Annotated in this window: 13 protein-coding genes; 7 read left to right on the top strand and 6 right to left on the bottom strand. The window is 39.0% G+C overall.

Annotated elements, in window-relative coordinates; translation table 11 throughout:
* Complete coding sequence (locus tag ACOKFG_RS11145) at nucleotides 1-813, top strand: TerC family protein (RefSeq protein ID WP_298789536.1); 813 nt, start codon at nucleotides 1-3, stop codon at nucleotides 811-813.
* On the opposite strand, the gene ACOKFG_RS11140 is transcribed toward ACOKFG_RS11145, so the two are convergent.
* The 5 genes from ACOKFG_RS11140 to ACOKFG_RS11120 all read right to left on the bottom strand — a co-directional run bounded on the left by ACOKFG_RS11140 (nucleotide 814) and on the right by ACOKFG_RS11120 (nucleotide 7,732).
* Nucleotides 814-1,770, bottom strand: coding sequence for a sterol desaturase family protein (locus ACOKFG_RS11140; protein WP_422861263.1), 957 nt, complete (start codon nucleotides 1,768-1,770; stop codon nucleotides 814-816).
* A gap of 62 nt (nucleotides 1,771-1,832) precedes the next feature.
* Nucleotides 1,833-4,460, bottom strand: a complete 2,628-nt coding sequence (locus ACOKFG_RS11135) for a DNA gyrase/topoisomerase IV subunit A (RefSeq protein WP_422861262.1) — start codon at nucleotides 4,458-4,460, stop codon at nucleotides 1,833-1,835.
* Nucleotides 4,461-4,491: 31 nt separating this feature from the next.
* Nucleotides 4,492-6,342 carry a DNA topoisomerase IV subunit B gene (locus ACOKFG_RS11130; protein WP_422861261.1) on the bottom strand — a complete coding sequence of 617 codons (1,851 nt, stop codon included), beginning with the start codon at nucleotides 6,340-6,342 and terminating at the stop codon, nucleotides 4,492-4,494.
* A gap of 101 nt (nucleotides 6,343-6,443) precedes the next feature.
* Nucleotides 6,444-7,538, bottom strand: a complete 1,095-nt coding sequence (gene ychF / locus ACOKFG_RS11125) for a redox-regulated ATPase YchF (protein ID WP_298789528.1) — start codon at nucleotides 7,536-7,538, stop codon at nucleotides 6,444-6,446.
* 65 nt (nucleotides 7,539-7,603) lie between these two features.
* The gene (locus ACOKFG_RS11120) at nucleotides 7,604-7,732 is read right to left on the bottom strand and encodes a hypothetical protein (protein ID WP_298789526.1); all 129 of its coding nucleotides are present in this window, start codon (nucleotides 7,730-7,732) and stop codon (nucleotides 7,604-7,606) included.
* Between the two features lie 108 nt (nucleotides 7,733-7,840).
* On the opposite strand from ACOKFG_RS11120, the gene speB reads away from it, so the two are divergent.
* Nucleotides 7,841-8,617: an agmatinase gene (gene speB, locus ACOKFG_RS11115; protein ID WP_298789525.1), complete on the top strand. Its 777-nt coding sequence runs from the start codon at nucleotides 7,841-7,843 to the stop codon at nucleotides 8,615-8,617.
* A gap of 3 nt (nucleotides 8,618-8,620) precedes the next feature.
* Here speB and ACOKFG_RS11110 read toward each other — a convergent pair whose 3' ends face one another.
* Complete coding sequence (locus ACOKFG_RS11110) at nucleotides 8,621-8,974, bottom strand: 4Fe-4S dicluster domain-containing protein (protein ID WP_298789523.1); 354 nt, start codon at nucleotides 8,972-8,974, stop codon at nucleotides 8,621-8,623.
* 90 nt (nucleotides 8,975-9,064) lie between these two features.
* Between ACOKFG_RS11110 and ACOKFG_RS11105 the strand changes: the two genes are divergently transcribed.
* The 5 genes from ACOKFG_RS11105 to ACOKFG_RS11085 all read left to right on the top strand — a co-directional run bounded on the left by ACOKFG_RS11105 (nucleotide 9,065) and on the right by ACOKFG_RS11085 (nucleotide 13,469).
* Nucleotides 9,065-10,111, top strand: coding sequence for an acyl-CoA reductase (locus ACOKFG_RS11105; RefSeq protein ID WP_422861259.1), 1,047 nt, complete (start codon nucleotides 9,065-9,067; stop codon nucleotides 10,109-10,111).
* A 115-nt stretch (nucleotides 10,112-10,226) separates the two neighbouring features.
* Nucleotides 10,227-11,291, top strand: coding sequence for a 3-phosphoserine/phosphohydroxythreonine transaminase (serC, locus tag ACOKFG_RS11100; protein ID WP_422861258.1), 1,065 nt, complete (start codon nucleotides 10,227-10,229; stop codon nucleotides 11,289-11,291).
* A 6-nt stretch (nucleotides 11,292-11,297) separates the two neighbouring features.
* Entirely contained in the window at nucleotides 11,298-12,248 is a 951-nt protein-coding gene (locus ACOKFG_RS11095) for a D-2-hydroxyacid dehydrogenase (protein ID WP_299172948.1), read from the top strand.
* Between the two features lie 52 nt (nucleotides 12,249-12,300).
* The gene (locus tag ACOKFG_RS11090; RefSeq protein ID WP_422861257.1) at nucleotides 12,301-12,942 is read left to right on the top strand and encodes a DUF937 domain-containing protein; all 642 of its coding nucleotides are present in this window, start codon (nucleotides 12,301-12,303) and stop codon (nucleotides 12,940-12,942) included.
* A gap of 68 nt (nucleotides 12,943-13,010) precedes the next feature.
* Complete coding sequence (locus tag ACOKFG_RS11085; RefSeq protein ID WP_422861256.1) at nucleotides 13,011-13,469, top strand: DUF6146 family protein; 459 nt, start codon at nucleotides 13,011-13,013, stop codon at nucleotides 13,467-13,469.
* Nucleotides 13,470-13,494 lie beyond the last annotated feature (25 nt).

Here is a 13,494-nt window from a genome sequence, read left to right as displayed (position 1 = left end):
ATGTTTGAAATCTTTACCAGCCCGGATGCCTGGATGGCACTACTTACGCTAACATTCTTAGAGATTATTTTAGGGATAGACAATATTATTTTCATATCAATTGCCGCAGGAAAGTTAGAAAAAAAAGATAGAAAAAAGGCTACCAATATCGGATTGGTGCTCGCTATGGGGATGCGGATTCTACTGCTCTTTGGGATTACATGGCTTACCAAAATGAAAAAGCCTTTTTTGGTTCTGGATGAAGGCTGGATTACCGGAGGTATCAGCTGGCAAGCAGTAATTTTGTTTTTGGGCGGACTGTTTCTGTTGTATAAGAGCACCAAGGAAATTCATGAAAAAATTGAGGACAGAGGGCACGATGAGCGAGAGGTAACTAAATCCAGGTCTTCATCTTTGACCAATGCCATAATTCAAATAACGGTGATAAACATTGTTTTCTCTTTTGATTCCATACTTACTGCGATTGGAATGACGAACGGTATTTCCCCGAATCCTACAGACGCCTTAATATTGATGATTACTGCTGTTGTTGTCTCCGTAGTTATAATGATGGTATTTGCCAATCCTGTTGGTGAGTTTGTGAATAGGCATCCGTCAGTTCAAGTGTTGGGGTTGTCTTTTCTTATCCTAATTGGCTTTATGTTAATTGCGGAAGCTGCACACCTATCCCATTTGATTGTGTTCGATAATGAGGTGGGCTCTATTCCGAAAGGTTATCTCTATTTTGCCATAGCATTCTCGCTAATGGTTGAATTCTTTGATCTTCGAATGAAAAAGAATAAAACAAAAGGACAAGAAGTAGCTGAAGAATAATTAATTCGGTCTATTATAAGCCAGTTCAGGATGCGAAACTTTATGTTGCTCATAAAGTTTTTGCTGTTGTTTCACGGTTAAAGTACTACCGTCATGACTCCATCCAGGAGGGCCAAAAATATACATGAGTTTGTGTGATAGCTTTTTAGACTTCTTTACATCATTCCAAATATCCTTGAATTCATGGGTAAGTATAACCACAGGATTATATGATTCAGGAGAATGAATTACACCATATTTTACATCAATATCATCATCTAGCTCCTTCCAGGTTCCAAACAATTTATCGAAGATGTTTAAGAAACCCCCATGGTTTTTATCCAAATATTCCACATTCTGCGCATGGTGCACCTGATGCATGGTATGGGTATTGAAGATTTTTTCAATGAATCCCATTTTGGGCACATAAACCGAATGCAATTGAAATTGCCAAAGTGCTTCAATCCCAAGGCAAACCACTACCATTTCTGGGGGAAAGCCAATTGCAGGCATCCACATGTAAAAAAGTGGTTTGTAGAGAATAGTGAACCAGCCATTTCGAACTGCCGTTCCCAAATTGAAATTATCTGAGGAATGGTGCACTATATGTGCCGCCCATAGAATTCTAATCTCATGATTTGCTCTATGAAACCAATAGTATGTAAAATCATCGGCAAGCTGACATATTATCCATATGTACCAGGCATAACCAAAGGATTCATACCCTAAAAGATTGGTCCTGGTTCCATCAACAATAGGATTCCAAAGCTCATAAACCTGTTCAAAAAGTACGATAGCAAAGATGACCTTGAACAAGGGACCCAATAACGCAGACCCAATACCCATGAAACCGCTAGCTGCTAAATCTTTCCAGTTGTAGAGGTGATCATCCCCATGCGTTTTACTATATGTAAGTTCGACTAAAATAAAAGCAATAAAAACGGGAACGCCGTAAACCAGCGGGTTTGTAAAATCCATAAAAATATTTAAGTGTTAGTTTAGTTGGTATAGCTTATTCGGCAAAATAGCGGAATAAAATATCAAAACAAAGTGGTTTGTTCGGAATCTTCATCCTTGGCATTCGTATTATCATTAGAAACACCTATTCGTTCTTCGTCTATAACTTCTATTTCCTCAGGTTGAGCCTCTTTTGGCTCTTCGAATGGAAGTGGCTCCAACGCATTTATATTTTTAACCTTTTCAGCGGTTAACTGATTACCAATAGCCTTGATGCCCTTTAATGAAATAAAGCTTTCCACATCTACTTGCTGGTTCGGTTTGGCTTCCTTTCCTCTTGGCTTAGGAAATTCTATCTCAATCATCGGTCTCCAGTCCGTGGAAACCAATTCCATGAGTGATTTGGGATGCTCCGAAATTACCAACTCCTCTTTGTTTGCATTTTCTATCAGGAAACGTTTTATATAATATCGCTCCTTCTCTCCTTCATAATGTACAACAGAGATAGGTTTTTTAGGATTCCACTTTTCCAATACGATCATGTCATCAGTAAACCTGGTCAGTAAATCTGGCGGAATCGTTTTCACTTTCCCTTTTTGATCTATCACCAACAATAAGTCATCTCCTTTAAAATCACCTAAAAGCTCACCCCTACCATCAACATTTAATCTGCCCACGATGTCATCGAACCATATTTTTCTGGGCGTCAGGGTGGAAACCCCCTTTTCCTTCAACTCTATACGTTTTACGGCATATTTAGTGACCAAATTCCCTTTTGACGCTCTCCCCTTTATCATTAAATCCGCAAAATCAAGGTCCCATTTTAACTTCTTAATACTTCCTGATTGGCGAAGTAATACCGTAATCACTTCAGCTTCACCATTTGGGTTAGCTGAAAAATAGAGCGCTTCGGCAGAAGGTTTTCCTCCGGCCAATTGATACATTTTATCTCGAGTTACGCCAGTGACATTAAATCTTTTGATATAAGAAGGACCTCCTTTACCGTCCTTATAAATCATATTGTAGGTCGTCCGGCTATCCTTCTTCTTAAAAACACTAACATGGATAATGTTCTTGCCAATAAAGGTTTTGGAATCTACCTTGGTGACCATCATCTCCCCTTTTTTGGTAAAGACAATGATATCGTCTATGTCGCTGCAATCGGTAACATACTCATCTTTTCTTAAAGAAGTACCAATGAATCCTTCCTCGCGATTCACATACAATTTTGTGTTTCGGATCACCACTTTTGTAGCTTCAATATCGTCGAAAATCTTTATTTCAGACTTGCGTTCGCGACCTGTACCGTATTTCTTTTTAAGCTCTTTGAAATAATCTATGGCGTAGTCCACCAAATGTTCCAAGTGGTGTTTGGTTTGGTCAATGCGTTCATCCAAGCTTTCAATCAATTGCTGCGCTTTTTCCAAATCGAATTTGGAGATTCTTTTGATTCGGATTTCCGTTAACCGAACAATGTCTTCTTCGGTTACAGCTCTTTTAAGGTTCTTTGTATAAGGTTTTAGTCCTTTATCTATAGCTGCGATAACTCCTTCCCAGGTCTCTTCTTCCTCAATATCACGGTAAATTCTGTTTTCAATAAAAATGCGTTCCAAAGAAGCAAAGTGCCATTGTTCTTCCAGTTCACTCAATTGAATTTCAAGCTCTGCTTTTAAAAGTTCAACGGTATAATCTGTTGAACGCTCCAGCATTTCACGGACTCCAATAAACAGGGGCTTATTATCTTCAATGATACATCCCAAAGGCGAAATTGACGACTCGCAAGAGGTGAATGCATACAATGCATCTATAGTTTTGTCTGGGGAGATTCCACTAGGTAAATGGACCAAAATCTCAACTTCCGCAGCGGTATTATCCTCAATCCTTTTGATTTTGATTTTCCCTTTATCATTGGCCTTTAATATGGAATCTATTAAGGATGACGTATTGGTTCCATAGGGTATTTCCTTGATGACCAAGGTGTTTTTATCGTAGGTGGATATTTTCGCCCGAACACGAACCTTACCTCCTCGCAAACCTTCATTATAATTGGTGACATCAATAATGCCTGCTGTTGGAAAATCCGGAAACAACTTAAAACGTTGTCCTTTTAAATGCTTGATTGAAGCATCAATCAATTCATTGAAATTGTGTGGTAGTATTTTAGTTGAAAGCCCAACTGCAATACCTTCTGCACCCTGAGCCAGCAACAAAGGGAATTTTACTGGTAGATTGACAGGTTCTTTTTTCCTTCCATCATATGACAATTGCCATTCTGTGATTTTAGGACTGTAAACTACCTCCAGCCCAAATTTTGAGAGTCTGGCTTCAATATATCTTGATGCTGCTGCACTGTCCCCAGTGAGAATGTTACCCCAGTTTCCTTGAGTGTCAATTAGGAGGTCTTTCTGACCAATTTGAACCATGGCATCGGCTATACTAGCGTCACCGTGGGGATGGTACTGCATGGTGTGCCCGACAACGTTGGCAACTTTGTTGTATCTGCCATCATCCAATTCTTTCAAGGCGTGCATTATTCTGCGCTGTACCGGTTTAAAACCATCTTCAATAGCAGGAACTGCGCGTTCTAAAATAACATAAGAGGCATAGTCCAAAAACCAATCCTTGTACATGCCTGTAACCCTGGTAAGGCTATCCTGGGAACTGTCTTGGTTTTCTAAACCTTCATCATTCAAATCTTCATTCTCTTCCATTTAGAAGGGGATACATTTATCTGATTTATAGTTATTTTTCTTCAACTAAATCAAGTTCTACTTTAAGGTTTTTAATAATAAATTCTTGTCGGTCAGGGGTGTTTTTGCCCATATAGAATTTCAGTAAATTATCTATGCTCATTGCTTTGTCCAACATTACAGGTTCAAGGCGAATATCATCTCCAATAAAGTGTTGGAATTCATCCGGAGAAATTTCACCTAACCCCTTAAATCGGGTAATTTCTGGCTTCCCTGTAAGTTTTTGAATGGCATTTCTTCTTTCCTCTTCACTGTAGCAATAAATAGTTTCTTTTTTATTTCGTACTCTAAAAAGTGGGGTTTGAAGAATATATAGATGGTTTTCTTTTATCAACTCTGGGAAAAATTGTAAGAAAAATGTAATCAATAGCAAGCGAATATGCATCCCATCGACATCAGCGTCTGTAGCAATAACAATATTGTTATAGCGCAAATCTTCCATGGACTCTTCAATGTTCAATGCTGCTTGCAAAAGATTGAATTCTTCATTTTCATATACAATCTTTTTGGACATTCCATAAGAATTCAAGGGCTTTCCACGTAAACTAAAAACGGCTTGAGTATTAACATCCCTAGATTTGGTAATTGAACCTGAAGCTGAATCTCCCTCAGTTATAAACAGAGTTGACTCCAATCTTCTATCTTTCTTCATATCCTGAAGATGGACACGGCAATCCCTAAGCTTTTTGTTGTGCAAACTCGCTTTTTTGGCACGATCACGGGCCAATTTCCGAATACCAGAAAGTTCTTTTCGTTCCTTCTCTGCTTGAACAATTTTACGCTGAATTGCTTCTGCGGTAGTTTGATTTTTATGAAGGTAGTTATCAAGGTACTTTCCAATAAAGTCATTAATGTATGTCCGCACTGTAGGCAGCTTTCCACCCATATCCGTAGAGCCCAGTTTGGTCTTCGTCTGACTCTCAAAAACAGGTTCCATTACTTTAATGGAAATAGCAGAAACGATTGATTTTCTGATATCTGAAGCGTCATAATTTTTTCCATAAAAGTCGCGGATGGTCTTTACTATGGCTTCTCTAAAAGCGGCTTGATGCGTTCCTCCTTGTGTTGTATGTTGACCATTTACAAAGGAGTGGTATTCTTCACTGTATTGTGTTCTGCTATGGGTAATGGCTACCTCAATGTCGTCGCCTTTTAAATGTATGATAGGATATAGAAAGTCTTCCTGATTATTGTTATCCTCCAATAAATCCCTCAACCCATTTTCTGAAAAGAACTTTTCGCCATTAAATACAATGGTCAGCCCTGGATTAAGGTACACATAGTTTTTGAGCATGCGTTCCACATACTCGTTTCGATATCTATATTTCTTAAAAATGGATTCATCAGGAACAAAACTTACTTTGGTTCCTCTGCGCTTCGTGGAATCGACCAGCTCCTCCTCTACTAAATTTCCCGCTTTGAATTCAGCTGCTTTTAATTGTCCATCTCTAACAGATTCGACTTTAAAAAAATTGGAAAGCGCATTTACCGCCTTTGTACCCACTCCATTTAATCCAACAGATTTCTTAAACGCTCGGGTATCATACTTTCCACCTGTATTCATTTTGGACACAACATCCACAACTTTCCCTAAGGGAATCCCCCGACCATAATCCCTAACATGAACCGTATTTTCTCGAATATTGATTTCAATCGTCTTTCCGGCACCCATAACGAATTCATCAATACAGTTGTCAATGACCTCTTTAAGAAGAATATAGATGCCGTCATCGGCTGAAGATCCATCACCGAGCTTACCAATATACATTCCGGGACGCATGCGGATATGCTCCTTCCAATCCAACGAACGAATATTATCCTCTGTATACTGGGTTTGTGCCATTAGTAAGGGTTAATCCTCGCTAATATAAAATTTAGAGCTAAAAATAAAAGTATGGACAAGGGAAAGTAATCAACAAATACTGTTGATATAACTATAATTCCCTAAACATTGAAACGAAAATGCATCACATCTCCGTCTTTAACAATATATTCTTTTCCTTCTACGCGCATACGACCCGCTTCTTTTACCTTTGCTTCGCTACCGTAATTTACATAGTCATCATAAGAAATAACTTCCGCCCGGATAAAACCTTTTTCAAAATCGGTATGGATAACTCCAGCCGCCTGCGGTGCAGTCGCCCCAACAGGTATGGTCCAGGCCCGAACTTCTTTTTGACCGGCGGTAAAATAAGTTTCCAGGTCTAACAATTTATATGCTCCGCGAATAAGTTTAGCCGAGCCAGGTTCGCTCAACCCAAGATCTTCCAAAAAGAGCTGACGCTCTTCGTAAGTTTCCAATTCAGTAATATCTGCTTCGGTTCCTACCGCAAGGAAAATCACTTCAGCATTCTCGTCGGCAACAGCTGTTTTAACTTTTTCGACATAGGCATTACCTTCGGTGGCAGCTCCTTCATCAACATTGCATACATACATTACGGGCTTATCTGTAATCAATTGCAAAGGTTTGACGTATTCCAATCGGTTATCATCATCAATTACTATAGCACGAACAGATGTGCCAGATTCTAGCCCTTCCTTGAGTATATTCAAGACCGCTTCTTCTTTTTGAGCTTCTTTATTTCCGGTTTTAGCAGTACGTTTTACTTTGTCCAGTTTCTTATCAACGCTTTCCAAATCTTTAAGTTGAAGCTCCATATCGATTGTCTCTTTATCCCGCATCGGGTCAACTGAGCCATCAACATGCACAATATTATCATTGTCAAAACATCGTAAGACATGAAGAATGGCATCGGTTTCTCGAATATTCCCCAAGAATTGGTTTCCAAGTCCTTCTCCTTTACTGGCACCCTTTACCAATCCAGCGATATCCACAATCTCCACAGTGGCTGGAATGACTTTTTCCGGATTTACTAAATCTTCCAATTTTTCCAATCTTTGGTCAGGAACGTTTACTACACCTATATTGGGTTCTATGGTACAGAACGGAAAATTGGCACTTTGTGCCTTGGCATTTGACAAACAATTGAAAAGGGTTGATTTTCCTACGTTGGGTAATCCTACGATACCAGCTTTCATCTAAACATATTTTGAGGCTGCAAATATAAGCTGAAGTTTTAGAAAGAAAACTATGTTTTATAAAGCTAAAGTCCCTGCAACAACATATAGATTCCAAGGATTATTATGGTGATGATGCCCAAAATGGCAACTACAGAAAGGATACAACCAATATCTTTCCAAAATCCTTTATACTCTTTTTTCTTTTCTTCCATGTGTATAGTTGCAAGATTTGGCAAAAGTAAAAAGAAATACCAGGATGTATTCTTCCTTGATAGAACAATTAATCTGCAATGTTTACTTTCAATCTTTAAATTTGGGCCATGGGTAAAATCACAATTCAGGGAATCGTTTATGATGAAAAGTCTTCTTTTCTAAGAGGTCCGGGTTTAGCCCCTCCTCTAATTCGAAAGGCATATCACAGCAATTCGGCAAATTACTACGCTGAGGATGGCCAATTAATCACACCCAATGTATTTGAAGACACGGGCGACCACAATATCACTGATTATTTTGATATTTCAGAAACAACGTTGAAGCATTTAGAGCTGGGGAATCCTATGATAACCTTTGGTGGGGACCACTCAATCACATTTCCAATTATAAAAGCATTCTATGAAATCCATGAGAAATTGGACATTTTACATATCGATGCACATGGCGATTTATACGAAGATTTTGAGGGTGACCCATATTCCCACGCCTGCCCATTTTACAACATAATGACTAATGGCCTTGTCGAAAATTTATATCAAGTAGGTATTCGTACTTTAAACGACACACAAAGAATTCACGCAGAGAGGCTGGGAGTAAAAATTAACGAAATGAAAGATTTTGATGCCTTTAAAATGCCTGTGTTTAAAAATCCAGTATATCTTTCTTTGGATATCGACGCCCTAGATCCCGCTTATGCTCCGGGGGTTTCACATCATGAACCAGGAGGTTTAAGCACAAGACAGGTTATTGAAATCATTCAAAAAATGGAAGCTCCGCTCGTTGGTGCAGATATTGTTGAATACAACCCAACCAGAGACATTAATGATATGACCGCGATGGTCTGCGCGAAATTATTTAAGGAAATAGCAGCTAAAATGCTTTAGCATTTACCCATCTGGGTGCATAAACTTCTGTTTTCCAAGAAGTACTTCTTCAGTTTCTACCCTGTCTTCGTCAGGAACACAGCAATCAACCGGGCATACCGCTGCACATTGTGGTTCTTCATGGAAGCCCATACATTCAGTACACTTATCGGGAGCTATATAATAAATCTCATCGCTTACAGGTTCCTGCACTTCATCAGCATTAACCGCTTTGCCATCAGGTAAAACAACATCCCCCGCTAGAGAGGTCCCATCACTATATCTCCACTCATCAGCACCTTCGTATATCGCAGTGTTAGGGCACTCTGGCTCACAAGCTCCACAGTTGATGCATTCGTCTGTTATAATTATAGCCATAATTTTCTTTTTCAGGTATGCCGAAATCAGTTCAGCATGCTTACTTTTGGAGGACAAAAATAAACCCTACCAATTTAGTGTACAAATATAATGACGGCAGATAACCGAAGATTGAAAGCTTTTGTTAAACTTGGAAATTATTTGAGGGAATTTTGTGAAAATGACAATTCAAATTCGCAAATAGAATTTTCGTCCTTAAATGATGTCTTAATAAGTGCTGAACAACAAAATTCATGGTTCACACAAGAAAATTTATTTCATGCACTGGAGCAGTGGTCTGCCTTGTTGACAGACGAAAATCTTGTCCAATGGCTTTCAGATTACAATATCGCTGATAACTCACCTCCTAAAACCATTGGGGTTGTTATGGCCGGTAACATTCCATTAGTGGGATTTCATGATTTCCTTTGTATTCTGCTTTCAGGAAATAAAGTGCTCGCAAAAACATCTTCCCATGACAAGGTTTTGCTTCCATTTATAGCCAACTATTTAATTCAGCAAGAACCTGAGTTAAAAGATGCGATTGAATTTACGGATGGAAAATTTGAGCATTTTGATGCCGTAATCGCCACGGGAAGCAATAACACGAGTCGCTATTTTGAATATTACTTTGGAAAAAAACCGAATATTATCCGAAAAAACCGAAATGCTGTAGCCATATTGACCGGAAATGAATCTGAAACACAACTTAGGAATCTTGGCGAAGACATATTTAGGTACTGGGGGTTGGGATGCAGAAATGTCGCTAAAATCTATGTGCCTAAAGATTATAATTTCGACCAACTTTTCAAAGCTCTATTTGCTTACAAGGATATTATCAATCAAACCAAATACGCCAATAATTATGATTATAACAAAGCGGTTTATTTGATGAGTGAATTCAAAATTCTGGACAATGGTTTTTTAATTTTAAAAGAGGATGAGAGCTTATCTTCTCCCATCGCTTCTTTGTTTTATTCTTTTTACAACTCAGAAACTGAGTTAAAAGATTTTTTGGAATCTCGAAAAGAAGACATTCAATGCATAGTTTCCAATGATATGTTTGAGAATGAGATTGCATTTGGTGAAACTCAAAAACCAAAACTGGATGATTATGCCGACGGAGTCGATACCATGAAATTCTTGTTGGAACTTTAGCTGAATTCATAGTTTTCATATCCAAGATTTTTTAAGACCTTTATCGCTTAATTAAAAATGAAATTGCAGGATTTATCTCAAAAACCTTGCGGCAACCACCTTTTTAAACGAACACATGAAAAAGCACAATTTTAGCGCAGGCCCTTGTATTTTACCTCAAGCAGTAATGCAAAAAGCATCTGAAGCAATTGTTGAACTGGACGGCATAGGACTCTCATTAATAGAGATTTCACACCGAAGTAAAGAGTTTGTTGCGATTATGGAAAAGGCACGTTCCCTCGCTTTGGAATTGTTGGGATTGGAAGGTAAAGGCTACCAAGCTTTATTCCTTCAAGGAGGAGCTAGCAGTCAATTTTTAATGGCTGCTTACAATTTTCTTGACAAGAAAGCAGGCTATGTGAATACAGGAACCTGGAGTCTCAAGGCAATCAAAGAAGCGAGATTGTTTGGCGAGATTGTGGAAGTTGCCTCATCCCAAGACCAAAATTTCAACTACATACCCAAAGGGTATACAATCCCAAAGGATTTGGATTACCTGCACATTACATCCAACAACACCATTTTTGGTACGCAGATAAAGGAATTCCCGAAAACCAGCGTTCCGTTGGTCTGTGATATGAGTTCTGATATTTTCTCGCGTCAGATGGATTTTTCAAAATTCGATTTGATTTACGCTGGAGCACAAAAGAATATGGGCCCAGCGGGCACAACTTTAGTTGTGGTAAAAGAAGATGTTTTAGGCAAAGTATCGAGAAAAATTCCTTCCATGTTAGACTATGCTGTTCATGTGGGAAAAGATAGCATGTTCAATACGCCACCTGTTTTCGCTGTCTATGTATCTATGCTCACTATGCAATGGCTCAAGGATTTGGGAGGGATCGCGGCCATTGAAGAAATCAATGAACGAAAAGCAAATCTGATTTATTCTGAAATAGAACTGAACCCAGTTTTCTCCGGATTTGCAGCTAAAGAAGACCGTTCAATAATGAATGCCACATTTAACATCACTGATGAAACGCTAAAAGAGGTTTTCGATGAGAAGTGTAAGGAGGCCGGCATTAACGGCATCAACGGTCATCGTTCTGTAGGTGGATATCGAGCTTCTATGTACAATGCCCTGCCATTAGAAAGTGTTGGGGTTTTGGTTGATATCATGAGTGAATTAGAAAAGAAGGGGTAAAAAATCATGAAGATATTAGCCAACGATGGTATTGCACAATCCGGAATAGATAGACTTCAATCCGAAGGTTTTGAAGTGATAAGCACAAAAGTGGCCCAGGAACAACTGGAAAACTATATTAATACCAATGAAATAAGTGCTTTGTTAGTGCGAAGTGCCACCGAAGCAAGAAAGTCTCTAATTGATTCCTGCCCTACTTTAGAATTAATTGGTCGTGGTGGAGTTGGTATGGACAATATTGATGTAGACTATGCAAAATCAAAAGGGGTGCACATCATAAACACTCCGGCCGCGTCGTCTGAATCTGTGGCCGAATTGGTTTTTGCTCACTTATTTGGTGGTGTTCGGTTTTTGTACGATTCAAACCGGAACATGCCCCTTGACGGTGATAGTAAATTCAAGCAACTTAAGAAAAGTTATGCCGGAGGTATAGAGCTGAGGGGGAAGACCATCGGAATTATTGGTTTCGGTCGTATTGGACAAGCAGTGGCAAAAATGGCCCTTGGTTTGGGAATGAAGGTGATTTTCAATGATCAGATGGTGAGCAATGCAACTATAGATGTTCCTTTTTATGATGGTCAATCTGTAAAGTTTGAGCTAGAAAGCATGGATATGGAATCTGTGTTGAAAGAATCAGATTTCATCAGCGTTCACGTACCTGCTCAAAAGAGTTATGTCTTAGGGAAAAAGGAATTTGAAATGATGAAAACTGGTGCAGCGGTCATTAACGCCTCTCGAGGCGGTGTTTTGGATGAAGTTGCCCTTATAGATGCCCTGGAAAGTGAAAAAATTGCATTTGCCGGTTTGGATGTATTCGAGTCTGAACCAAAGCCAGAAATTCGAATTTTAATGCATCCGAAAATCTCATTGACACCCCATATTGGCGCAGCTACCAAAGAAGCCCAAGACCGCATCGGGTTGGAGTTGGCAGAGCAAATCATAAAATTATTAAAGTAGGATGTATACCTTTTCTTTTTGTACATTGTCGTTCTAAACTAAACACTATATAATGTCAGGATTATTAGATTTATTGAATAGCCCGATGGGCAAACAATTGATAAGCGGAGTAGCTGGTCAAACTGGGCAATCTGAAAACAAAACAGCAGACGTTTTAAGCATGGCCATGCCTCTTTTAATGGGAGCAATGAAAAAAAATGCCTCCACATCAAACGGCGCTGAAGGATTAATGAATGCGCTATCATCCAAACATGATGGTAGTATTTTGGATGACCTTGGTGGACTTTTCGGCGGTGGAGTAGATAAAGGAGTAATGGATGACGGAGCTGGGATTCTGGGTCATGTTTTTGGCGCAAAGCAGCCTCAAGTAGAAAATGCATTGAGCAGTAAATCCGGAATTAATGCTGGTGCCATTTCTCAAATTCTAAAAATAGCAGCCCCTATCCTACTTGGATATTTGGGCAAACAGACAAGACAACAAAATGTTAGCAGTCCTGATGCCCTTACCGGTCTTCTGGGAGGATTAATGGGAGGCGGGAGTTCTGCTAGAAAACAACAATCCCTTATTGAAACCTTCTTGGATTCAGATGGTGACGGCAGTGTGGTTGATGATTTGGCAGGAATGGTGCTGAACAGTGGAGGACGCAAAAAAAGCGGTCTCGGCGGATTGTTGGGCGGACTCTTCGGAAAATAACAGTCACCTTAACTTTATTTAACAAAGCCATTTGCTAGTCCAAATGGCTTTTTTTGTATCTTAATATTATGAAAAAGAGAACTTTATATAACATTTTTATGGTTGCTCTAGGAGCGGTCGTATTATTTTCCTGCACTTCACAAAAACAAGCAATGGATATTTCACAAGACGAACAGGCTGTTTTTAATTCAAATGATGAGGAAAAAGTTGAAATCAAGGATGATGAAACGGAGTATGAAATTATTATCATTGAGCCAGGCTTCTTTGTTTGGCTGCAAAGTATAGCACGGCCCGAAGGATATTATTCACAAAGCTTTTTGGAAAACCGCAATCAACTGCTCGTTCTTAATTGGAATCAGAGGGTACTTCAACCGAGTCGATTCAACTCTAATTTGTATGAGCTTCAAATTAATTATGATCCAAATATAGATTATGGATATGAGGTGAATTACAAGCTTTATAACTACTTCATATATTTTCAAAGAAAATACAATCAACGATTAGGTCCTTTTCTTCCTAGGATTTAATATGCTATTTTTGCCATCGAATTTT

Source organism: Flagellimonas rhodophyticola, from assembly GCF_049332665.1.
GTDB lineage: Bacteria > Bacteroidota > Bacteroidia > Flavobacteriales > Flavobacteriaceae > Flagellimonas.
The sequence above is the reverse complement of the archived record's forward strand: the minus strand, read 5'-3'. Positions and strand labels throughout refer to the sequence as shown.